At 43.7% G+C, this 20,437-nt stretch carries 24 protein-coding genes and 9 tRNA genes; 13 read left to right on the top strand and 20 right to left on the bottom strand.

Annotated features, from left to right (window positions below):
- Nucleotides 1-16: 16 nt before the first annotated feature.
- From KIH41_RS18310 to KIH41_RS02730, 11 genes are all read right to left on the bottom strand, one after another.
- Complete coding sequence (locus KIH41_RS18310) at nt 17-145, bottom strand: GIY-YIG nuclease family protein (protein WP_394369785.1); 129 nt, start codon at nt 143-145, stop codon at nt 17-19.
- Between the two features lie 140 nt (nt 146-285).
- On the bottom strand, nt 286-543 hold the full coding sequence (locus KIH41_RS02685) for a GIY-YIG nuclease family protein (RefSeq protein ID WP_213946882.1): 258 nt from the start codon (nt 541-543) through the stop codon (nt 286-288).
- A 61-nt stretch (nt 544-604) separates the two neighbouring features.
- Nucleotides 605-678, bottom strand: a tRNA-Asp gene (locus KIH41_RS02690).
- A 282-nt stretch (nt 679-960) separates the two neighbouring features.
- A tRNA-Asp gene (locus KIH41_RS02695) sits at nt 961-1,034 on the bottom strand.
- 27 nt (nt 1,035-1,061) lie between these two features.
- Nucleotides 1,062-1,135 (bottom strand) — tRNA-Asp (locus KIH41_RS02700).
- A gap of 27 nt (nt 1,136-1,162) precedes the next feature.
- Nucleotides 1,163-1,236, bottom strand: a tRNA-Asp gene (locus KIH41_RS02705).
- Nucleotides 1,237-1,263: 27 nt separating this feature from the next.
- Nucleotides 1,264-1,337: transfer RNA gene (locus tag KIH41_RS02710), tRNA-Gly, on the bottom strand.
- Between the two features lie 27 nt (nt 1,338-1,364).
- Nucleotides 1,365-1,438: transfer RNA gene (locus KIH41_RS02715), tRNA-Gly, on the bottom strand.
- Between the two features lie 27 nt (nt 1,439-1,465).
- A tRNA-Gly gene (locus KIH41_RS02720) sits at nt 1,466-1,539 on the bottom strand.
- Between the two features lie 115 nt (nt 1,540-1,654).
- Nucleotides 1,655-1,728 (bottom strand) — tRNA-Asp (locus KIH41_RS02725).
- A gap of 115 nt (nt 1,729-1,843) precedes the next feature.
- A tRNA-Asp gene (locus tag KIH41_RS02730) sits at nt 1,844-1,917 on the bottom strand.
- 359 nt (nt 1,918-2,276) lie between these two features.
- On the opposite strand from KIH41_RS02730, the gene KIH41_RS02735 reads away from it, so the two are divergent.
- From KIH41_RS02735 to KIH41_RS02765, 7 genes are all read left to right on the top strand, one after another.
- The gene (locus KIH41_RS02735; protein ID WP_214161432.1) at nt 2,277-3,071 is read left to right on the top strand and encodes a HipA family kinase; all 795 of its coding nucleotides are present in this window, start codon (nt 2,277-2,279) and stop codon (nt 3,069-3,071) included.
- Entirely contained in the window at nt 3,037-3,432 is a 396-nt protein-coding gene (locus KIH41_RS02740; RefSeq protein WP_317194908.1) for a DUF3037 domain-containing protein, read from the top strand. The genes KIH41_RS02735 and KIH41_RS02740 overlap by 35 nt, the downstream gene beginning before the upstream one ends.
- Nucleotides 3,433-3,817: 385 nt before the next feature.
- Nucleotides 3,818-4,765, top strand: a complete 948-nt coding sequence (locus KIH41_RS02745) for an acetyl-CoA carboxylase carboxyltransferase subunit alpha (protein WP_214161433.1) — start codon at nt 3,818-3,820, stop codon at nt 4,763-4,765.
- Between the two features lie 63 nt (nt 4,766-4,828).
- The gene (locus KIH41_RS02750) at nt 4,829-5,674 is read left to right on the top strand and encodes an MBL fold metallo-hydrolase (RefSeq protein WP_213945496.1); all 846 of its coding nucleotides are present in this window, start codon (nt 4,829-4,831) and stop codon (nt 5,672-5,674) included.
- Nucleotides 5,664-6,449 carry a patatin-like phospholipase family protein gene (locus KIH41_RS02755; protein ID WP_213945495.1) on the top strand — a complete coding sequence of 262 codons (786 nt, stop codon included), beginning with the start codon at nt 5,664-5,666 and terminating at the stop codon, nt 6,447-6,449. The genes KIH41_RS02750 and KIH41_RS02755 overlap by 11 nt, the downstream gene beginning before the upstream one ends.
- 4 nt (nt 6,450-6,453) lie before the next feature.
- A complete protein-coding gene (locus tag KIH41_RS02760) occupies nt 6,454-7,014 on the top strand; it encodes a 1-acyl-sn-glycerol-3-phosphate acyltransferase (protein ID WP_213945494.1) in 561 nt (186 codons plus the stop codon).
- Between the two features lie 64 nt (nt 7,015-7,078).
- Nucleotides 7,079-8,095, top strand: coding sequence for a YihY/virulence factor BrkB family protein (locus KIH41_RS02765; protein WP_214161434.1), 1,017 nt, complete (start codon nt 7,079-7,081; stop codon nt 8,093-8,095).
- Nucleotides 8,096-8,138: 43 nt separating this feature from the next.
- Here the strand turns inward: KIH41_RS02765 and KIH41_RS02770 are convergent, their stop codons facing one another.
- The 4 genes from KIH41_RS02770 to KIH41_RS02785 form a co-directional block, all read right to left on the bottom strand.
- Nucleotides 8,139-8,357: a hypothetical protein gene (locus KIH41_RS02770; RefSeq protein WP_213945492.1), complete on the bottom strand. Its 219-nt coding sequence runs from the start codon at nt 8,355-8,357 to the stop codon at nt 8,139-8,141.
- 111 nt (nt 8,358-8,468) lie between these two features.
- Nucleotides 8,469-9,173, bottom strand: coding sequence for a TetR/AcrR family transcriptional regulator (locus tag KIH41_RS02775; RefSeq protein WP_214161435.1), 705 nt, complete (start codon nt 9,171-9,173; stop codon nt 8,469-8,471).
- Between the two features lie 103 nt (nt 9,174-9,276).
- Nucleotides 9,277-10,569 (bottom strand): tyrosine--tRNA ligase, encoded by a 1,293-nt coding sequence (tyrS, locus tag KIH41_RS02780; protein ID WP_214161436.1) that lies wholly within the window; start codon nt 10,567-10,569, stop codon nt 9,277-9,279.
- 47 nt (nt 10,570-10,616) lie between these two features.
- Nucleotides 10,617-11,525, bottom strand: a complete 909-nt coding sequence (locus KIH41_RS02785; RefSeq protein ID WP_214161437.1) for a TolB family protein — start codon at nt 11,523-11,525, stop codon at nt 10,617-10,619.
- A 54-nt stretch (nt 11,526-11,579) separates the two neighbouring features.
- On the opposite strand from KIH41_RS02785, the gene KIH41_RS18115 reads away from it, so the two are divergent.
- The 5 genes from KIH41_RS18115 to KIH41_RS02810 all read left to right on the top strand — a co-directional run bounded on the left by KIH41_RS18115 (nt 11,580) and on the right by KIH41_RS02810 (nt 14,377).
- Nucleotides 11,580-12,644, top strand: coding sequence for an oxygenase MpaB family protein (locus tag KIH41_RS18115; protein WP_214161438.1), 1,065 nt, complete (start codon nt 11,580-11,582; stop codon nt 12,642-12,644).
- A gap of 123 nt (nt 12,645-12,767) precedes the next feature.
- Nucleotides 12,768-13,076 (top strand): DUF2752 domain-containing protein, encoded by a 309-nt coding sequence (locus tag KIH41_RS02795; RefSeq protein ID WP_246538917.1) that lies wholly within the window; start codon nt 12,768-12,770, stop codon nt 13,074-13,076.
- Nucleotides 13,069-13,458, top strand: a complete 390-nt coding sequence (locus KIH41_RS02800; protein WP_214161439.1) for a TM2 domain-containing protein — start codon at nt 13,069-13,071, stop codon at nt 13,456-13,458. The genes KIH41_RS02795 and KIH41_RS02800 overlap by 8 nt, the downstream gene beginning before the upstream one ends.
- Complete coding sequence (locus tag KIH41_RS02805) at nt 13,442-13,600, top strand: hypothetical protein (protein WP_214161440.1); 159 nt, start codon at nt 13,442-13,444, stop codon at nt 13,598-13,600. The genes KIH41_RS02800 and KIH41_RS02805 overlap by 17 nt, the downstream gene beginning before the upstream one ends.
- A gap of 30 nt (nt 13,601-13,630) precedes the next feature.
- Nucleotides 13,631-14,377, top strand: coding sequence for a DUF4097 family beta strand repeat-containing protein (locus KIH41_RS02810; RefSeq protein ID WP_214161441.1), 747 nt, complete (start codon nt 13,631-13,633; stop codon nt 14,375-14,377).
- 29 nt (nt 14,378-14,406) lie between these two features.
- On the opposite strand, the gene rlmF is transcribed toward KIH41_RS02810, so the two are convergent.
- The 5 genes from rlmF to KIH41_RS02835 form a co-directional block, all read right to left on the bottom strand.
- Nucleotides 14,407-15,279, bottom strand: a complete 873-nt coding sequence (gene rlmF, locus KIH41_RS02815) for a 23S rRNA (adenine(1618)-N(6))-methyltransferase RlmF (protein WP_214161442.1) — start codon at nt 15,277-15,279, stop codon at nt 14,407-14,409.
- Entirely contained in the window at nt 15,266-16,768 is a 1,503-nt protein-coding gene (locus tag KIH41_RS02820; RefSeq protein ID WP_214161443.1) for a M28 family peptidase, read from the bottom strand. Before KIH41_RS02820 ends, rlmF begins: the two co-directional genes overlap by 14 nt.
- Before the next feature lie 61 nt (nt 16,769-16,829).
- The gene (locus tag KIH41_RS02825) at nt 16,830-17,546 is read right to left on the bottom strand and encodes a pseudouridine synthase (protein WP_214161444.1); all 717 of its coding nucleotides are present in this window, start codon (nt 17,544-17,546) and stop codon (nt 16,830-16,832) included.
- 11 nt (nt 17,547-17,557) lie between these two features.
- Entirely contained in the window at nt 17,558-18,766 is a 1,209-nt protein-coding gene (gene mnmA / locus KIH41_RS02830) for a tRNA 2-thiouridine(34) synthase MnmA (protein ID WP_214161445.1), read from the bottom strand.
- A gap of 92 nt (nt 18,767-18,858) precedes the next feature.
- Nucleotides 18,859-19,170 carry a hypothetical protein gene (locus KIH41_RS02835; protein WP_213945480.1) on the bottom strand — a complete coding sequence of 104 codons (312 nt, stop codon included), beginning with the start codon at nt 19,168-19,170 and terminating at the stop codon, nt 18,859-18,861.
- Nucleotides 19,171-19,269: 99 nt separating this feature from the next.
- On the opposite strand from KIH41_RS02835, the gene KIH41_RS02840 reads away from it, so the two are divergent.
- Nucleotides 19,270-20,430 (top strand): THUMP domain-containing class I SAM-dependent RNA methyltransferase, encoded by a 1,161-nt coding sequence (locus KIH41_RS02840; protein ID WP_213945479.1) that lies wholly within the window; start codon nt 19,270-19,272, stop codon nt 20,428-20,430.
- Nucleotides 20,431-20,437: the final 7 nt, after the last annotated feature.

Consider the following 20,437-nt stretch of genomic DNA (forward strand, 5'->3'; position numbering starts at 1 on the left):
TAACCAATGTCCACGGTTACTTTCTGCCTGTATATCCTTTATGAGGTAGATTATGTTTTTCTAATCTCTTTAAGGATTCAGCAGATGAACCCATATAAAAAGAATTGGCTTTCTGAGATTGTGTGATGTAAACGTAGTATTCCATTTTCAAAAAAAATATGGTTTAAGAACAAAAAAAAGCCTTAGAAAATCAATTCTAAGGCTTGCGGAATAGCTTGTCCCGATAAATTCGGGAGACGGGACTCGAACCCGCGACCTTCCCGAGCGTTGCTCGGGACAGGCATTCTACCCATCTGATTTTTTGGATATGAGATTAGCTATTAAAGCTTTGCTTTTCATTCTTTTTAAGTATAATTCTCTTTTCAGGGCATCAGTTTTATTGGGAAAGACTTCTGTATAAACCAGAACCCATGGCTGTTTTTTGCCTGTATAACCCTTGTGAGGCCGATTATGCTTTTCAAGCCTTTCTTCTGGATTTTCTGTTGAACCTATATAATAGGAACTGTCTTTTAAAGACTGGAGGATGTATAAAAAATACGCCATACAATAGAAAAGAAAATGACTGAAATGAAAAAAAGCCTTAGAAAATCAAATCTAAGGCTTGCGGAATGGACGGGACTCGAACCCGCGACCTCCTGCGTGACAGGCAGGCATTCTAACCAGCTGATCTACCACTCCATTTTTTCCAGAATTTAAATCCGCACCAGCGACCTTCCCGAGCATTGCTCGGGACAAGCATTCTAACCAGCTGACCTACCACTCCATTTTTTCCAGAATTTAAATCCGCACCAGCGACCTTCCCGAGCATTGCTCGGGACAAGCATTCTAACCAGCTGAACTACCACTCCATTTTTTCCAGAATTTAAATCCGAACCAGCGATCTTCCCGAGCATTGCTCGGGACAAGCATTCTAACCAGCTGAACTACCACTCCAGTGTTGTCAATGTGAAGATGTTTTTGCGGAATGGACGGGACTCGAACCCGCGACCTCCTGCGTGACAGGCAGGCATTCTAACCAGCTGAACGACCACTCCCGTGTTGTCAATTTGAATATGTTTTTGCGGAATGGACGGGACTCGAACCCGCGACCTCCTGCGTGACAGGCAGGCATTCTAACCAGCTGAACGACCACTCCCGTGTTGTCAATTTGAATATGTTTTTGCGGAATGGACGGGACTCGAACCCGCGACCTCCTGCGTGACAGGCAGGCATTCTAACCAGCTGAACTACCACTCCAGTGTTGTCAATTTGAATATGTTTTTGCGGAATGGACGGGACTCGAACCCGCGACCTCCTGCGTGGCAGGCAGGCATTCTAACCAGCTGAACGACCACTCCCGTGTTGTCAATTTGAATATGTTTTTGCGGAACGGACGGGACTCGCACCCGCGACCTCCTGCGTGGCAGGCAGGCATTCTAACCAGCTGAACGACCACTCCCGTGTTGTCAATTTGAATATGTTTTTGCGGAACGGACGGGACTCGCACCCGCGACCTCCTGCGTGGCAGGCAGGCATTCTAACCAGCTGAACTACCACTCCATTTTTTTCAGAATTTAAATCCGAACCAGCGACCTTCCCGAGCGTTGCTCGGGACAAGGATTCTAACCAGCTGAAGTACCACTCCAATGTGTTTCAAATTGACAATATTTTTATGCGGAATGGACGGGACTCGAACCCGCGACCTCCTGCGTGACAGGCAGGCATTCTAACCAGCTGAACTACCACTCCATTTTTTTCAGAATTTAAATCCGAACCAGCGACCTTCCCGAGCGTTGCTCGGGACAAGGATTCTAACCAGCTGAAGTACCACTCCAATGTGTTTCAAATTGACAATATTTTTATGCGGAATGGACGGGACTCGAACCCGCGACCTCCTGCGTGACAGGCAGGCATTCTAACCAGCTGAACTACCACTCCGTAAATACTTCTCGTTTGAAGTGATGCAAAGGTAGGAGTTCTTCCTTTTATTGCAAAATTTGACAAGAACAAAATCTTTACATTGTTTCATATGGCTCATAATCAGTAGAATATTTTTATTTAAAAATTTTAAGAGAGAGCTTTAAATAGTTATTCAGGCAGATAAATAGGTTGCATCTTGGTTGAATTTGGCGAAGCCCTCTGCGGATTGGCTGATGGTTCAAACTTTCTGGTTTAGGGCACCGAAAGTTAACCTTCATCTATAAACTCCTAAACCTTCCCGAAGCGCAGCACTCACCGGGAAATAAACCCCTAAACCAATTGAAATTCCTATCTTTGGTCTTCTGATAAAAAACGAAATGGTTTCAAAGCTGGATATTCGGACCGTTAATGTAGAACGGTATATTTTGCCCTTGCGGGAAGGGGGTTCTCTTCCGGCATTGGCGGATGCTGATGATGGGTTTAAATACGTCATCAAGTTTAGGGGGGCGGGTCAAAGAGAGAAAGCCCTGATTGCAGAGTTGGTGGGAGGGGAGATTGCCCGGGTACTTGGGTTCAGAATTCCTGAAATAGTTTTTGCCCAACTTGATGAGGCTTTTGGACGTTCTGAGGGGGACGAGGAAATCCAGGATCTGCTCAAAGGAAGCCAAGGGCTGAATCTGGCGCTTCATTTTCTTTCCGGGGCGGTCAATTATGATCCAGTGGCTATGAATATAGATGCAGAACTTGCCTCAAAGATCGTCTGGCTGGATGCCTTTATAACAAATGTGGACCGCTCCTTTAGAAATACCAATATGCTGGTGTGGAATAGGGAGCTTTGGCTTATCGACCATGGGGCTTCGTTTCTCTTCCATCATTCCTGGGCTAACTGGGAGAAGCAGGCAAAGAGTCCATTTCCTTTGATCAAAGATCATGTGCTCCTACCCGCTGCTGCCGATTTGGAGGAGGTTGACCAAGCATTTAGCGCTTTATTGACAACTGAAGCAATTCATAAAATTGTGGCCACCATTCCGGATGGGTGGTTGTTGGCTACTGGTGAGTCTGAAGATCCAATGGAAATGAGATCGGTGTATGCGTCTTTTCTCACCACTAGATTAAACTATTCCCAAACCTTTGTTAATGAAGCAAAAAATGCCAGAAAAGCACTTGTATGAGTATGCCGTCATCCGAGTGGTGCCGCGGGTAGAACGGGAGGAGTTTATCAATGTGGGGATATTGCTGTGCGCTTGGAAAAGCAATTTTCTAAAATGCAAAATTGCCCTAAATCAGGAAAAACTTAAGGCTTTGGATCCGTCGGCAGACCTTGAACTGTTGATGGATCACCTGAATTCTTTTGAAAAAATCTGTGTGGGTTCGCCAGATGGAGGGCCGATATCCAAATATGACCTGGCATCCCGTTTTCGCTGGATGACAGCCGTTAGGAGCTCCATCATCCAAACCTCCAGACCCCACACTGGGTTGACTGATGATTTGGAAACCACTTTTGAGCGCTTGTTTGAAGAAAACGTTTTATGAATTTGAATCGTGGTTTAGAAGGTTATTTCCCGATAACCGCTTCGCGGATCGGGAGGTTTAGGAGGTTAGATTGCTGCAAGCTGTTTATGGTTTATAGATTATAGTTTAAGGTTTAGGGGGGTGGGGTGAACCTTCATCACTAAACTCCTAAACCTTCCCGAAGTGCGCAGCACTCACCGGGAAATAAACTCCTAAACCATCGAAACAGCGAGCGCATTATCAGGTTTTAATAAGATAGATTTCAGTTATATTAATTTTAGGGTAGTTTGATAGTTAAATACAAATGTTTCATCCCTGGTTATAAGGCAAATGGAAACTGAGTTGCAAACAGAATATTATTCTTAAAATTAATTTTTATCTTTGTAAGCAGTTAAAAACTTTTACTATGGTATTAGAATTTGAAAAACCAATTGCCGACCTAGAGCAAAAGCTTCAGGAAATGAAGGACTTGGCCCAAGGAAAGAGCATTGATTTATCAGCAGATATACAGTCTTTGGAAGAAAAAATAAAGGCTTTGAAAAAAGAAACTTTCCAGAACCTCACCAGATGGCAGCGGGTTCAGTTGTCCCGACATGCCGAAAGGCCTTATGCACTGGATTACATCTATGAGATCACGCAGGATTTTATCGAAATCCACGGTGATCGTAGTGTAAAGGATGACAAGGCGATGATCGGGGGACTTGGGGACATTGACGGGCGTTCGGTGATGTTTATCGGACAGCAGAAAGGCCGAAACACCAAGCAGCGCCAGGAAAGAAACTTTGGAATGGCCAACCCTGAGGGTTACCGCAAAGCCTTGAGATTGATGAAGATGGCTGAGAAATTTGGAAAACCTATCGTTACGCTAATCGATACTCCGGGTGCTTTCCCAGGTCTGGAGGCCGAAGAAAGAGGTCAGGGTGAAGCCATTGCCAGAAACCTAAAGGAGATGTTTAAGCTCACTGTGCCGGTAATCTGTATTATTATAGGCGAAGGAGCATCAGGCGGGGCCTTGGGTATCGCCATCGGTGATAAGGTCTTCATGTTGGAAAATACCTGGTATTCGGTGATTTCACCGGAATCCTGTTCCTCCATACTTTGGAGAAGCTGGGATTACAAGGAGCAGGCGGCCGAAGCCCTCAAGCTTACAGCCAATGACATGCTTTCGAACAAACTGATCGACGGCATCATTGAAGAACCGCTTGGCGGGGCACACAAAGACATGAAAACCATGTCAAAAACATTGAAGGAAACCATCCTTAAAGCCTTGGCGGAATTGGATAAGATGAAGCCAGACAAACGCATTGAAACCAGAATCAACAAATTCTGCTCAATGGGTGTGGTGAATGAATAATTGAAATAATCTTTCAATCAAACCTCTGTCTTCAAATCACAGAGGTTTTTTTATGCAAATACTATGAATCTACATGTGATTGACACCGGTTTTTTCAAGCTGGATGGCGGGGCAATGTTTGGAGTGGTGCCCAAGGTTTTGTGGGAAAGATCCAACCCTGCAGACGATAAAAACCTCTGCACCTGGGCCATGCGATGTCTATTGGTAGAAGATGGCGATAGGCTGGTTTTGATTGACAACGGTATTGGGAACAAGCAGGACGCCAAGTTCTTTAGCCATTATTACCTTCACGGTGATGCCAGCCTTCACGGTTCTTTAAAGAATGCTGGTTTTTCTGCTGATGATATCACAGACAACTTTTTGACCCACCTGCATTTCGATCATTGTGGGGGAGGGGTGCAGTACAAAAACGGCAATGCGGATATGCCCGAGATGGTTTTCAAAAATGCCAAATACTGGAGCAATGAGGACCATTGGCAATGGGCTACTGTGCCGAATGCCAGGGAGAAGGCCAGTTTTCTGAAAGAAAACATCCTTCCCATGCAGGAAAGTGGGCAACTGCATTTTACCGATATGGAAGAGAAAAAGTTGTTTGATGGGTTTGAATATTTCTTTGCCGACGGACATACCGATAAGCAGATGATCCCCAAGCTTTCCTATAAAGGCCACACGGTTGTATTTGCCGCTGATCTCCTACCCTCTGTGGGACACATCCCTTTGCCGTATGTGATGGGGTATGATACCAGACCTTTGTTGACTTTGGATGAAAAGCAGCAATTTTTGGAAGAGGCTGCTGCTGAGCAGTATGTGATTTTCTTGGAACATGATTCCGAAAACGAGTGTTGCACCGTGAAAATGACAGAGAAAGGAGTAAGACTTGACAAAACGCTTAAGCTTAGTGAAATCTAGGAAGAAAATAGGAATAGCGCTTTCAGGTGGTGGCGCACGTGGCGTGTCCCACCTGGGTGTGCTCAAGGCGCTGAATGAGAAGGGGATATTCCCCAACCGGGTTTCGGGAACCAGTGCCGGTGCCATAGTGGGCAGCATGTACTGTGAGGGATATACGCCCGACGCCATTTTTGACATCATCGTGCAAACCAAATATTTCAAATTTTTGAGGCCTGCAGTAAGTTTGGTGGGTATTCTAAAAATGGAAATATTGGAAAAGTTGTTTTCCCAATACCTGGAGCACAATGATTTTTCCAAACTCAAAATACCTTTGACCATTGCTGCTACGGATATTTGCAGGGGAAAAGCCGTTTATTTTTCTGAAGGGGAAATAATTAGAGCGATCATGGCCAGCTCCTGCATTCCGGGGATGTTTGATCCCATCTTGATTGATGGGGAATACTACGTGGATGGGGGGGTATTGAATAACCTGCCGGTGGAACCTCTTGATGGTGTGTGTGATGTGATTATCGGCGTGAACTGTAACCACCTTCCTGAACAGCCTAATATCAAGAACATCAAAACCCTGATTGAGCGAACGGTCATCATGTCCATGAACTTCAATTCCTATAGCAGGAAGGAAAAATGTGATTATTTTATAGAACCTACCGAAATGGCCAGGTTCGGTGCTTTTGATATTAAGCGTGCAAAGGATATTTTTACGGCCGGATATGAAGGGGGCTTGGAATATATTGAAAATACGCCCTCTCTATTAAATCTAGTATCCGCACAGTAAGATTATGATGAAATTATTAGCAAAGTTTGTTTTCTGGATCACCGGTTGGAAGGTGGTCGGAGGCTGGCCTGAAGGGCTGAAGAAAGCCGTATTGATTGCCATTCCCCATACGTCCAACTGGGACCTGTTGTATGCCAGGGCAGCCTTTTATCTTATGGATGTGCCGGTAAGGTTCACCATCAAGAAAGAAATCATGGTAGGACCCCTGGGCTGGTTAATCAAAGCCTTGGGCGGGATTGCCATAGACAGGAAAAAGGTTACCGGCAAACGGAAGCAGACCTACACCGAAGCGATGATCAACATGCTCAAGGAGCGGGATGAATTGGTGATCATGGTGACCCCGGAGGGTACCAGAAGTTATGCGCCAAGGTGGAAAACCGGCTTTTACCATATAGCTCTTGGGGCAGAGGTACCGGTGGTCGTGGGCTTTTTGGATTACAAGAAAAAAGAGGCTGGAATTGGCCCATTGATTCAGCCAAATGGAATGATTGACGAGCAGATCCAGGAAATGATGGCTTTTGGAAGAACTGTAACCGGAAAATACCCTGAAAAAGGCATCAGATAGGAGTTTTTGTAAACATTTTGAGATAGGTCTACTTTATATGATAATAAGGTAGACCTATTTTTTTATGATCAAGAAAGGAATCAAAAAGCTTAAGAACTTAACCGCAGTAGAAATTATTAAGGAGAGCGTCAAGGATTTTACCAAAAATGACTCCATGACCTTTGCAGCCAGCACGGCCTTCTACACGATTTTTAGTATGCCGGGACTTTTGATCATCGTGCTTACCATCGCCGCTGCATTTTACAGTGAAGGGGAAGTCCGAGAGGAAATGCTCAACCAGGTGAGTGACACGCTGGGTAGCGACAGTGCGGAGACCTTTGATAACATCATGCAAAACGCAGCAGTGGATGAAACGAGCATTTGGGCCAGAGTAGTCGGGATTGCTGTTTTGATATTTAGTGCCACCACTGTTTTTGTGAGTCTTCAGAATAGTATCAACCACATTTGGCATATCCGCCCCAAACCTGAGAGGGGCATCCTTAAATTTCTGATCAATCGGGCCCTGAGTTTTTCCATGGTGGCCTCGATTGGATTTGTTCTTATTGTTTCGCTGGTTATTGATGCGCTGATTGTGATTTTCTTCAGGTATTTGGCGGGCTTGATCAATGAGGGCACACTCTGGCTGGCTTCGGCTGTCAATTTCCTGTTTGCCCAAGGCATACTTGTGGTGATTTTTGGACTTATGTATAAAATTCTTCCCGACGCACGAGTGAGGTGGCGTGATGTATGGCTAGGCGCATTTGTTACCATGTTGCTGTTTGCCTTAGGGAAATACTTGCTTGGTTTCTATATGGCCAATTCCGATGTGGGCAGTGCGTATGGGACCGCCGGTTCATTGGTTTTTGTGCTCATATGGATTTACTATTCGGTGGTTATCTTCCTATTCGGGGCACAGATTACATTTTACATTGCCGAAAAGATCGGAGGAAATATCAAACCTCTCAAAGAAGCAGTGAGGGTAGAACTGATGGAAGTGGACTGGAAAAGTGGGAAGATAATCAAAAATGCTGAGGACCGAGACCAAGAGGTTTCACAGGATGAAGAGGAAAAACCTAAAAATAGGGGTAGGTTCAAGAATTAAAGGTTAAAAAAAAGAGAAAGGCGATCGGTAAGATCGCCTTTAGTTATTTTATTTTCTTGTTGTGATCAGCCTCTTCACGGTGAGGCTTGCTTTCGTCCTTACCTTCTATTTTTTCATCTCCGGTTTTATGATCAAAGTGATGGACCTCCTTTTTGAGGACTTCCTCACCAGACATTCTTTTTTTGGTGAATACTTTTTTGAATATCAGAAAAAGTACCAAGGCTACACCGAGAATTATAAGTGCCCCATACAATAGAGTCATATTCTTGCTATTTAGTTACACAAAATTTAAATATCGAGATAAGTAAATAACAATAAAAATGCCTGAAATGTTAATCGCTCCTTGTTTATTTAATTTTTTACCAATTTAAGGTTAAAATAAACTTCCTTGGACTGCTGCAGTTTTCGGAGCGGCTAGAGAACCACGTAGCATAACATGTAGCAACCTTAGGAAGCCATGCTTCCAGGTTTCGCTGGTGATTTTTATATCATTCCTTTCCATATCAGCAGGTCCATTGAGTTTTTCAAATCCAATAAGCATGGACCAAATGGTATAAAATGTTATTTCCGGCTGCAGGTCCGGCCTCAAGCTGCCATCCCTTACGCCTTGGGAGATCATCTGAATCCCTATTTTGGCCGGCTCATGTTGCAGATCCAAAAGTTTCAGAAAATTGGGGCTTTCCATGATCAACGGATCAATTTTATCTTTGGTGGCCGTGTGGTTATAAAGATTCATGATGCTCATGAAATTTACGACCGCATCATGGTACATGGTGTTTTCTCTTATGAAGACAAAATAGGTTTCTACCAATTCATCAATGATCTCAATGCCTTTTTTGGCTTTACCTTTTGCCAAAATTTTGGAAAAGACATCCGTTAGCTCCTCATAGGCCTTTTTAGTCACCGCCATATAAAGGTCCTCCTTATTTTTGTAATAAAAGTAAATCAAGCCCTTACTCATTTTGGCCTGCTTGGCTACATCGTCCATCTTGGTGGCATGGTAGCCTTTGGCCGTAAAAAGTTTGATAGCTGCACTGAGTATGTCCTTTTCCTTCTGTTGTCTTTCGTAAACACCCATAAATGATAAAATTAGCGACTTAAATATAGTTTAGATTTTTTGAATCTAATTTAATTATTTGTTGGAATTAAGGGGAAATTGAAAGCATTTCCCCTTAAATTATTTAGACAATCTCAATAATGTAATAATTCTTCTTTCCTTTCTGAACCAGCATATACTTGTCCTGCAAAAGTGTAAACGCTAATCCCTGATTAGGATCTGCGAGTTTCTGCTTGTTGATGCTTACTCCACCGCCTTGGATCATCTTGCGGGCTTCACCCTTGGAGGAAAATACCAATCCTTGAACTTTGTCGCCTAGGAGGTCAAGCACGTTTTGTGATTGTTGGTAGTCGTCTTTTGACAATTGCTGCTGAGGAACCCCGTCAAACACTTGTAAGAAGGTTCTTTCATCAAGCGAGGCCAAGTCCTCTGTTGAAGATTTTCCAAAAAGAATGCTGGAAGCCTTCAGGGCCATTTCATAATCCTGCTCGCTGTGAACCATGATCGTCACCGCTTTTGCAATTTCTTTTTGAAGAATTCTTAAATGTGGAGCTTCTTGATGCTCTTTTTCAAGCCTTTCTATAGTCTCTTGATCCAGCGTAGTGAAAATTCGGATGTATTTTGAGGCATCCTCATCGGATACATTTAGCCAAAACTGGTAGAATGCGTAAGGGGAGGTTTTCTCCGGGTCAAGCCATACACTGCCACCTTCGGTCTTGCCGAATTTTGAACCGTCAGCCTTGGTGATCAAAGGTACCGTCATGGCATGTGCACTTCCTCCTTCCACTCTTCTGATGAGTTCGGTTCCTGTTAGGATATTTCCCCATTGGTCGGAACCCCCAAGCTGGACGGTGCAGTTTTTCTCCTTGTATAAATGGAGAAAATCATAGCCTTGGATAAGTTGATAGGAAAATTCAGTGAAGGAAAGGCCATTTCCTTCCTCCAGTCGTCTTTTCACACTGTCCTTGGACATCATGTAATTGACCGTGATGTGCTTGCCGATGTCTCTGATGAATTCCAAAAAGGAGAATTTGGACATCCAGTCGTAATTGTTGACTAATTCGGCATTGTTTTCACTTTGGGCGTTGAAGTCCAAAAATTTGGAAAGCTGCTTTTTCAAGCCATCAATGTTTCTTTCCAAAGTCTCCGCGTCCAACAGGTTTCTTTCGGCAGATTTAAAGGAAGGATCCCCAATCATACCTGTGGCTCCACCCACAAGGGCTAAGGGCTTGTGGCCGGCCCGTTGGAAATGAAGCAAAACCATGACACCTACCAGGTGCCCAATATGCAAAGAATCGGCTGTGGGGTCAAATCCAAGGTAAGCCGTGGCCATTCCTTTGGCCAGGTGCTCTTCGATTTCAGGGGTCATGTCCTGCAACATGCCTCTCCACTTCAATTCTTCAATAAAATTATTCATAGTGTCTCTTCGTGCTTTTATAAATAAAGCTGCAAATATACGTTTTTCTATCTCTCTTGCCTATCCATCACCAACAAGAGTTTGTTGCTTTTGGGGCTGATGGCCATTCGGGAAATGTTTGCGTAACCCGGCACTTCAACAGTACCCAATTCCTTCCAATCGCTGTTTTTTCTGATGTTTTTAATATAAAGTCTGTTGTTTTCAGCCATCAGAATTTGATTTTTATCCACCCAGATGAAATCCTCTGAACTGGTATGCGTGAGACCAATAACTTCCTTCCTTCTTTTTTCGAGATCATAGGCCATGATCTCTAAGACAGGCTTACCATCCACAACCACGCTATTTGCCTTATTGATATAGGTAATTTGATCTGTTTTGGGTCTTTTCCGGATGGAGCGGCCAATATTTTCAGCTATGGTGATTACCTCATCGCGACTATAGGGATATATCAATTTGTGCGGTTGTCCTACGATAAACATGGCTGCTTTATTGTCGTACCAGTCATAGTACCCCACCGGGGCAATGTCATCGTAAAGCACCTCGGGTTCACCCATGTTGATGGGGTAGAGCCATAGTCTCTGCGTGCTGTCTTCTTCTACCGTAACCGCTGAAATATATTGGCCACAATCTGTAAGGGAAGGCGAGAACTCGCTTTTGCTATCTGTGCGGGTAATATTGGTGAATTTCTCTGTTTCAAAATTGTAAAGAATGATATCATGGAAACCTGTATCATCCTGGCTTGAAAATACCATTTGTTTATCATTGATGAAGCCGGGCTGGTTGTCATACCCTTTTCTGTCCGTGATTTTCTTGGCAGACCCAGCGTCAATTTTGAAGGTTCCCAGCACAGGCAAATAGGTGGTTTCTACTGCAATAATATCTGTGGAGCCTTGGGCAATTAAATTTGAATTGGCGGCCAGGACAAGTCCCAGCGTGAGTGCAAATAATCTATACATCAATTATCAATTAATTTATGAAAACCTAAATTAGTAAATAGGGGTTAAATTTAAGTGGAGAAATTTAAATTATATGCCCCAGGGGCCCTTGATGAACTCCGGCAGCGTCAGGATCCTTTGGCCGACCAAGCAGTTTTGTCATTACTTGAAACCCCCGGACTTTCAGAAACTATTAACGAATGGAAAGAAATTCCCGCTCAATTGCCCGTGGATTTTCCTGCAAATCTGAAAGCATTTCTTGATTTTTACCAACATGATAATCTTACGCTAGACCCTTTTAAGCTTCAGACCTCTCAAACCTTTTTTGCAAAGGAAGGCAATAAGTATATGGCGCTGTTGGGGTTATATAGTTTGCCTTATTGTTATGCGTTTGCCGATGGGACCAAGGTGTTGGCCCGATCCAAACGCATTCTGAACAATCCCGGTGAGCGATTGATGGAAACCGCTTGGTTTGTTTTGGACGCTTTCAAGCCTGGAAGTTTCCTGAAGAATCGATCCTCCCTGTTAACCTTAGCCAAGGTGCGACTTATTCACGCGATTTCCAGGTATTATATTCAAAAACATGACCGGGGTTGGAATCCTGAGTGGGGGAAGCCAGTCAATCAAGAAGATATGTTGGGTACAAATTTAGCTTTTAGCCTCATGGTTTTTAGGGGCTTCAGGAAAATGGGAAAGCCTCTCAGCAGGGATATGTCGGAATCCCTTCTTCATTACTGGAAGGCCATTGGATATTATCTTGGTTTGGATGTTGAGTTGTGGCCAGAGACCTTGCATGAAGCGGGTATTTTGGAAAAGGCAGTTCGAAAACGACATCTCAAATTTTCACCTGAGGGACAGTTATTAATGGATAATTTGCTTTCGTATTATGAAAAGGGCAAGCAACCATTTGCGCCGCTGTCCAAGTACCTGGTGCGTTTTTTCGTAGGAGAGGAGGTTGCCGATACATTAAATATTCCAAAAGGGCCAATTCCGGATAATTTAACACTTGCACTTTTGAATATCGGTTTTACCCGTCCATTTTCTACCAGCAGCCATCAAAAATTGACTTTTGAATTGCAAAAGCAGGCTGTGGAAACTTTTGGTCATACCGTACAGATTAATTTGCCTACAGTGAAATAATATGTTCAAAATCGGACATTTCAATGTATTCTAACCGTGCAGTAAGATTTACCAAAAATGCCTTTATTTATCCTGTTGGGCTATTTTTTCTAATGGCATTCTTTTCGTACTTTTCTGTACAGAATGATGCAAAACTTTCAACATATCCTTCAGAAGTTCCCGCTTGAACTGGTATTTTGGATCATCGCCTTGGTAGTGATCTGGTACTTAGAGCCAGCAGGAGCAGCTCATTTTTCATTGTGTCCGCTTGATCAGCTGGGAGCCAGTTGGTGTCCCGGATGTGGCTTGGGCAGAGCAATGAATCTGTTGATGCACGGAGAGTGGCTTGCCTCATTCGTCAAGCATCCTTTAGCCGGATTCGCCTTCGTGGTGATTTTGCTTAGGATCGTAAAACTGATTAAAAACTTCAAAAATTATCATTACTATGGCTAATGTATTGAGACACCTACCCGAGCTGGAAGGTATGGAGCTTGGATATATCCAAGGGATCCTGAAAAACATGAATGAAGAGCAGGCGCACATGTTTGCGCAAGTGTACCGTGCCCGCCGAAAAGACGCCCAGATGGTATTGATTCTGTCGCTGGTGGGTTTTGTGGGCTTTGCCGGTCTACACCGATTTGTCCTCGGGCAAATTGGGCTTGGTATTCTTTATTTGCTGACTGCAGGTCTTTGTTTTATCGGTACCATCGTCGATTTGGTCAATTATAAAAGCTTGGCTTACGAATACAATGTGAAAGTGGCCCATGAAACCCTTTCCATGATGTCCCATATGAATAACCCTGAAAACCCCTTTACCAATGAACCGACTGTTTAAAGTTTGCCTATACGGCATATTTACCCTGTTTCTTTTTCCATCGTGCGGGTTTTCGCAGATGAACACCATTGTGGATATTGAGAAGACTTTTCATGATATAGAAGAAATTGAGGTGATAGGGGGATTGCTTGAGGTATCTTAAGAGGGAAGGGCCAATGACAAAAATGTGTTTTTGAATGCCTTTTTGGAATCAAACTGGGAGAATAGTCACGATATTATTTACACGGTTTCAGGAAGGAAACTTAAGGTGGAATTGGAGCGAAAGGAAACTAGAGGAAATACGAATACCAAAGGCTTTATCAGCCTATCCGGCCCAGAGCGGATGAAGGTCAATATCAGATCCAGTTCCGGCCGCGTGTTTCTAAGTGGAATCCAACACAATACCGCAGAAGTGAGGGTAAGTTCAGGCAGAATGGAATTGAGTGATATCATGGTGGATAAATTAAAACTGACCTCCTCTTCGGGTCAAATAAAGGGCAAAATGATAGGAGGGGACGTAGAAGGATCTGTTTCTTCCGGCCGGGTGGAACTTGAAGGTGTTGATGGAAATGTGGATTTCAAGGGCTCGAGTGGCAGAATCACCCTTAAAGAGATAAACGGTGTGGTGAATGTGTCCACCAGCAGCGGATCCATCGATCTGACTGATGTCAATGAAGCAGGAAAGCTAATTGTGTCTTCAGGAAAGATTTCCGGCAGCAACGTTGGCCTTGGACCAAATACCTATTTGAAATCCAGTTCTGGCAGGGTAGATATCACTACAAGCAGCAATTTGAATGACTACAATTTTGATTTCACGGCTGGCAGCGGTAGTCTAACGGTGGGGAATGTGAAAAAGGGTAAAAGATTAAACCTGAATAACAATTCAAACCATACTATCTCAGGAAGTGTGAGTTCGGGCAGGTTGAGCATTACGAATTAATAGAAAAAGGGATGACATAAGTCATCCCTTTACATTTTACCATAACTCCAGGCAAGCATTCTACTTTTCTTTTGCCCCTGGGACATGTCTACAATTTTAGGAGATGCTCCCATTTCCTCAATCACTTTTAATAGATGAGGCAGATTTTCCTTTTTGGATATCAGGGAAGTAAACCACGTGCAGTTTTTTTGAAAACCCTCACTTTCACGGATCATCAATGAAACGAATTTCAATTCTCCCCCGGGATACCAGAGCTCATTGTTTTTGCCGCCAAAGTTTAAGGTTTTGGTATTTAGCTTAAGGTTTCTGTTTTTCCGCTGAGTTCCTTGGGCGGCTTCTTTTGCAGATGTATGAAATGGGGGATTGCAAATGGTAAAATCCATCCTTTCATCCATTTCGAGCACATTCCTAAAAATAAACCTGGAATTTTCTTGGTGCCTTAATTCTATTTTGTCCTGCAATTGAGGATTGTGGGAAAGAATTCTGGCCACGTTTTGTAGGGACTTTTTGTCAATGTCGGAAGCAATAAAATCCCAATTAAAGAGACTAGCTCCCAATAAAGCATAAATTCCGCTTGCCCCTGTTCCGATATCCAAACCTTTTAAGTTTGCTTTATCCGGAAACAAATCACTGACATAATGCAAATAATCTGCCCTCCCTGGGATAGGAGGGCAGAGGTGATCAGGGGGTAAACGCCATCCCTTTATTTGATAGTGTGCCAAAAGCAGGGACCGGTTGAGGGCCAGGACTGCCTTTGGGTCTGCAAATTCAATGGAAAGGTTTCCGTATGGATTGGGTTTCACAAATGCCTTTAATCTTGGATCGGCCTTTATCAGCATTTCGAAATCGTACCCAAACCTATGGATGTTTTCGGGATGGAGGTTATGCTTAATTTCCTTCATTTACCGCTTCCATGCCATATAATTCTCTTCCGGCTTCTTCATATTTGTCGCCAGGCAACCAAAATGGTCTTTCGTCCATATCAGCCACTTTTTGAGCGGAAAGCAAGTAACTTTTCCAATAAAGCATGGCATAATCCAGGTCAAAATTATCCACTCTATCGGCTTGTTGGTGGTAATATTTTCCAATTTCATCATCAAATGCCGTGAAGCCTAAGCTGTAAGTAGGCGATGGGATCCCTTTTCTGGCAAAATTAACATTATCAGACCTGTCGTATAGGCCTTGCTCCGGAGAAGGGTCGGGAGTAGGTTTAAGGTCAAATGCTCTCACTGCATCCTCAATCAAAGGGTCGGCGGTAGTTCTTCCCAATCCAATGACCGTGATTAAACTGGTATCGTTATAACCGCCATTGTCAATGTTCATGTTAAAAACAATGTTATCCAACGGAACCAGTGGGTTGTCCGCAAAATAGGCACTACCCAACAAGCCTTTTTCCTCAGCTGTCCAGGCACAAAGCAATACGGACCTTTTCGGAGGGTTCTCTGCAAAATATTTAGCAGCATTGATCACTGCCACTGTGCCCACAGCATTGTCCCGAGCACCATTATAGATAGAGTCACCTTCGGCATTGGGCTGGCCCACGCCGATATGGTCGTAGTGGGCGGAAAGCATGATGTACTCATTCTTCAGCTCAGGGTCGGTACCCTCGATGACAGCCACCACGTTTCTGCCTTGGATTTTGCGGTTAATTTTTCCTTCAATAGTGATTTCGGCTTCTGACTTATTTCCTTGATTTACCGATGCATAGTGTTCTCCACTTAAATCTTTTAACCAAATGTAAGGCAATGATGCTTCATCCTGCGATTCATCCACGGTCATTTGGGTTCGGTTCAGGTAATTGGTCAGCATTCCCCAAGGGGCAGTGGGTGCATTGAACATTTCGATCAATCCAGCCGCTCCGTGTTCTTTGGCCAAAGCTTTCTTTTTTCTGCCCAACGCCATCAATTCTGAAGGGCTCATTTGGTCTGGTGCACCAACTTTTACGACTACGATTTTTCCATCTACATCCAAGTTGCTGTAATCATCTTCCAAGCCGTGTCCAGCGGCAACCAATGAATAGGAACCGCTAAGGTCGGAGCCGTCAAGAACCAAAATATCGGTACCCTGTTCGTAGGTTTGGTCTCCAATTTTCAGCTCACCTTTGCTGGGAGGGCCAGAAACGCGGAAAGGCACAAACTGGTAAAAGCCGTCTGCTCCTTCAACTTCCTGAGCCCCATAGCGCCAAAACTGCTCGGCAATATAACGGGCTGCCAGATCAATTTCTGGACGCATAGGGTCCCGGCCTTTCATCTCGTCAGAAGCAAGGTATCTGAAATGGGAGATTGCCTCCTTTCTCTCAACGGATTTTTCGATTTTCTCTTTGTGCTCCTGGGCCATGGCTATGGAGCAGGAAAGTAAAAAGCTTAAGGTAAAAAGGTATCTTTTCTTCATTTTACAGTTTTTAGTAATAACCCTAAATATAAGTAAAAATGTCGATTGGGCAGGTTTTCTATCAATCACAAGGCAATTCAAGCAGCTCGGGATTTCTTAATTTTTCCAAAATATCGGCAAAATATTCTGGCAAGGGAGCTTCCGCCTTTATGAGTTCCTCTGTAAAAGGATGGAAAAATTCAACCTGCCAGGCATGGAGCATGAGCTTATGGAGATCGAATTGGCTTCTGAAAAACTTGTTCTGCTTATTGTCTCCATGGGAAGTGTCCCCAACTATATAGTTTCTAAGGTGTCCCAAGTGCCTTCTGATCTGATGGGTTCGCCCGGTATGGGGAAAGGCTTTGACAAGGGAATATCGGCTTGTAGGATGTTTTGGGGAGGAGGGAAGGGGCACTTCAAAATGGGCCATTTTCCAAAACGTAGTTTGGGCCTCCTGCATTTCCTGGCTCTCTTCTTTCTTCAAAGGGTAATCTAAATAAACTTTTTCTTCAGTGAAAAAACCTCTCACCAGGGCCAGATAGTACTTTTTGATTTTCTTTTCTGAAAATTGTGTTTCAAAAGCACTTGCTGCTTCCGAAGATTTTGCAAAAATGAGAACCCCAGAAGTAGGCCTGTCGATCCTGTGAAGGGGATAAACCCACTGGCCCAACTGATCGCGCAGCAGCTGCATCGCAAATTCGGCTACGTCATGTTTGGCCAGCTTGGTTCGATGCACAAGCATGCCAGCGGGTTTATTTATGATGATATAGTGTTCGTCCTGAAAAAGGATCTCGAGCATGGTTTTTTACTTTAAAATATTGTTCCTGAGCCAATTGTCTCCTCATCTATATACCAGGCGACAAATTGTCCTGAGGCAATTCCCTTTTGAAGCTGGTCAAAAACCACGTAAAGACCTTTTTCCCTCATGATCAGCGTGGCACCTGAAAGAGGCTGCCGATAGCGTATCCTGGAAAGGTATTTGGCCGATTGACCAACTTCTAGCTTCAGGTCTTCCCTCACCCAGTGGATATCCTCAGTTTTGACAAAAAGACCTTTTCTCATCAGGCCGGGGTGGTCTTCACCTAATCCGGTGTATATGATATTGTTCTTGGTATCCGTGTGGATAACAAAGAGCGGCTTGCCGGTCCCGCCCACATTTAACCCTTTTCTTTGACCCACGGTGAAGTAATGTGCACCATTGTGCTCGCCAATCTTCTTTCCTTGATCAGGACTATAATGAATCGGAAGGCAAATTGCGTCTAGTGTTTCCTCCGACCAAGTTTCAGGAAGGCCCTCTGGAATGTTTTGGTTTTGATAAATGGGAAGTTCATCCGAAACCACCTTGATCTCACCCTTTTTGGGTTTGAGTTGCTGCTGGAGGAAATCTGGTAATTTCACCTTTCCTATAAAGCAAAGACCTTGGCTGTCTTTCTTATCCGCAGTGATTAAATCTTTTTCCTTGGCTATGGCCCTTACTTCCGATTTTTGAAGATGCCCGATTGGAAATAGGGCTTTGGCTAATTGGGCCTGATCTAGTTGGCAAAGAAAATAACTTTGGTCCTTGTTATTGTCTGCCCCGGCAATGAGGCGGTGAATTTCTTTGCCGTCCATTTCTATGGTATCTTTCTGGCAATAATGGCCCGTGGCCACAAAGTCAGCTTTCAGCTTTTGTGCTGCCTTGAGGAAAATATCAAACTTGATTTCTCGGTTGCATAGGATGTCGGGATTGGGCGTACGGCCTGCTTCATATTCGGCAAACATGTAATCCACGATCCTTTCCTTGTACTCTTCCGATAAATCGATGGCCTGGAAGGGGATCCCAAGCTTTTCAGCGACCAACATGGCATCAGTGCTATCTTCCATCCATGGGCATTCATTGGAAATGGTCACGGTTTCGTCATGCCAGTTTTTCATGAACATTCCGATGACCTCATACCCTTGATCTAACAATAAACTTGCCGCAACACTGCTGTCGACACCTCCCGAGAGGCCTATGACTACTCTTTTCTTTGTATTCATTCTTGAAATTTTTCATGGGTTCAAGGCCCATGAGGTTTCACAATTAACAGCTTCTTTGCCGTTTTGGGTTCACAAAGATAGAATAGAAAAACTCAATTTTCTTGTATGGTCTGTAATTGCTTCTCAAAGCGCTCCAGAATTTCGCTCATCAGGTCTATTTTCTGCTCTGTCCGGCTGTTTGCTGAAAGGGAGTTGCCCTGCTTGTTTCCAGTGCTGTCGAGCATTTCCAAAGACTGCCTACGGAAAAGATCCTGATATTTGTTCCTAAACTCTCGCGCCCTTTTGATTTTTTGGTTCAGTTCCGCAGCGCTGTGGGCTTCCAGTTTCCTCCCAAGGCTGTCATCAAATAGATCCAGCTCAGAATCGTTGCAGATTTGTTTGGCGGTATTTCTGTCAAATTTCATGATTTTATAGGTTAGGTTTCTAATAAAATCCTGTCGCTTTAAAATTGTTTGCTAAATGCTAAGGCATTCCCTTCATCAATTTTGTCTACTTTTGTGGTTATGAATGATTTTGGACAAAAGGGAAAAGTAGTCATTACCTGCAAAGACAGGTTTGCTCCTTATCTGGAAAAAGAACTTGTAGAACTTGGCTTCAAGCCCAAAAAAGTGAACAGGACTAGCATAGAGCTTTATGCATCATTGAATGAGTGTATCTATTTGAACCTTCATTTGAGAACCGCCAGCCATGTACTGTTTGAAATCAAGTCTTTTTATCTGCAACATGCAGATGATATTTATAGAAGGGTGAAGGCCCTTCCTTGGGAGAATTACATAGCGAATGATACTTATTTTTCAGTTTCCAGCCATGTTGAAAATGAAAGTGTCGATAATCCGCTTTTTGTAAATGTGCGGATAAAAGATGCCATTGTCGACAGGTTTAGAGAAAACACCGGTTCTAGGCCTGACTCCGGTTCAGAATATCTTGGAGCTGTTTTTCAGATGTATTGGAAAGACAAGCAAGCCATACTGTATATTAACACGTCAGGTGATACCATTGCTAAACATGGTTACCGCAAGATACCTGGCAAGGCACCGATGCTGGAGGCGCTTGTCTCGGCTACGCTGATGGCTGCCGATTGGAATGGGGAAGGCGTGCTGGTAAATCCAATGTGTGGCTCGGGAACGGTTGCTATTGAGGCAGCCATGGTGGCCACAAACAGATATCCAGGGCTTTATAGAGACCAATATGCATTTCAGTATATAAAAGGTTATGATGAGGCAGTTTTTGATCAAATGAAAGCTGACCTTAAGTCAAAAGTAAATGACAATATAGCTGTTACCATCATTGCCAATGATATAAGTGAGATTGCCATCAATGGGGCCTTGGAAAATGCCAAGGTAGCTGGGGTGAAAGACCATATCATTTTCGAAAAGGGTGATTTTGCTGATGTGGAGCTTCCCGAAACTGAAAAGGGCATTATTTTCATAAACCCTGAGTATGGCGAAAGGCTGGGCGAAGAAACTGAGTTGGAGGAAACCTATAAGAGAATAGGGGATTATATGAAGCAAAAAGGGGCAGGGTATACAGGTTATATTTTTACCGGTAACCTTGACCTGGCCAAAAAAATTGGCTTGAAAGCCAAAAGAAGGATGGAGTTCTACAACGGCACCTTGGACTGTAGACTTTTAAAATATGAATTATACAAAGGAAGTAAGGAGTAAAAAAATG

The sequence above is a fragment of the Litoribacter ruber genome (genome assembly GCF_018500185.1).
GTDB classification, from domain to species: domain Bacteria; phylum Bacteroidota; class Bacteroidia; order Cytophagales; family Cyclobacteriaceae; genus Litoribacter; species Litoribacter ruber.

Coding starts and splice junctions, on each gene's coding strand:
- KIH41_RS18310 (WP_394369785.1), bottom strand. CDS start 145: ATGGAATACTACGTTTACATCACACAATCTCAGAAAGCCAATTCTTTT.
- KIH41_RS02685 (WP_213946882.1), bottom strand. CDS start 543: ATGGCGTATTTTTTATACATCCTCCAGTCTTTAAAAGACAGTTCCTAT.
- KIH41_RS02735 (WP_214161432.1), top strand. CDS start 2,277: ATGGTTTCAAAGCTGGATATTCGGACCGTTAATGTAGAACGGTATATT.
- KIH41_RS02740 (WP_317194908.1), top strand. CDS start 3,037: ATGAAGCAAAAAATGCCAGAAAAGCACTTGTATGAGTATGCCGTCATC.
- KIH41_RS02745 (WP_214161433.1), top strand. CDS start 3,818: ATGGTATTAGAATTTGAAAAACCAATTGCCGACCTAGAGCAAAAGCTT.
- KIH41_RS02750 (WP_213945496.1), top strand. CDS start 4,829: ATGAATCTACATGTGATTGACACCGGTTTTTTCAAGCTGGATGGCGGG.
- KIH41_RS02760 (WP_213945494.1), top strand. CDS start 6,454: ATGATGAAATTATTAGCAAAGTTTGTTTTCTGGATCACCGGTTGGAAG.
- KIH41_RS02765 (WP_214161434.1), top strand. CDS start 7,079: ATGATCAAGAAAGGAATCAAAAAGCTTAAGAACTTAACCGCAGTAGAA.
- KIH41_RS02770 (WP_213945492.1), bottom strand. CDS start 8,357: ATGACTCTATTGTATGGGGCACTTATAATTCTCGGTGTAGCCTTGGTA.
- KIH41_RS02775 (WP_214161435.1), bottom strand. CDS start 9,173: ATGGGTGTTTACGAAAGACAACAGAAGGAAAAGGACATACTCAGTGCA.
- tyrS (WP_214161436.1), bottom strand. CDS start 10,569: ATGAATAATTTTATTGAAGAATTGAAGTGGAGAGGCATGTTGCAGGAC.
- KIH41_RS02785 (WP_214161437.1), bottom strand. CDS start 11,525: ATGTATAGATTATTTGCACTCACGCTGGGACTTGTCCTGGCCGCCAAT.
- KIH41_RS02795 (WP_246538917.1), top strand. CDS start 12,768: ATGATGCAAAACTTTCAACATATCCTTCAGAAGTTCCCGCTTGAACTG.
- KIH41_RS02800 (WP_214161439.1), top strand. CDS start 13,069: ATGGCTAATGTATTGAGACACCTACCCGAGCTGGAAGGTATGGAGCTT.
- KIH41_RS02805 (WP_214161440.1), top strand. CDS start 13,442: ATGAACCGACTGTTTAAAGTTTGCCTATACGGCATATTTACCCTGTTT.
- rlmF (WP_214161442.1), bottom strand. CDS start 15,279: ATGAAGGAAATTAAGCATAACCTCCATCCCGAAAACATCCATAGGTTT.
- KIH41_RS02820 (WP_214161443.1), bottom strand. CDS start 16,768: ATGAAGAAAAGATACCTTTTTACCTTAAGCTTTTTACTTTCCTGCTCC.
- KIH41_RS02825 (WP_214161444.1), bottom strand. CDS start 17,546: ATGCTCGAGATCCTTTTTCAGGACGAACACTATATCATCATAAATAAA.
- mnmA (WP_214161445.1), bottom strand. CDS start 18,766: ATGAATACAAAGAAAAGAGTAGTCATAGGCCTCTCGGGAGGTGTCGAC.
- KIH41_RS02835 (WP_213945480.1), bottom strand. CDS start 19,170: ATGAAATTTGACAGAAATACCGCCAAACAAATCTGCAACGATTCTGAG.
- KIH41_RS02840 (WP_213945479.1), top strand. CDS start 19,270: ATGAATGATTTTGGACAAAAGGGAAAAGTAGTCATTACCTGCAAAGAC.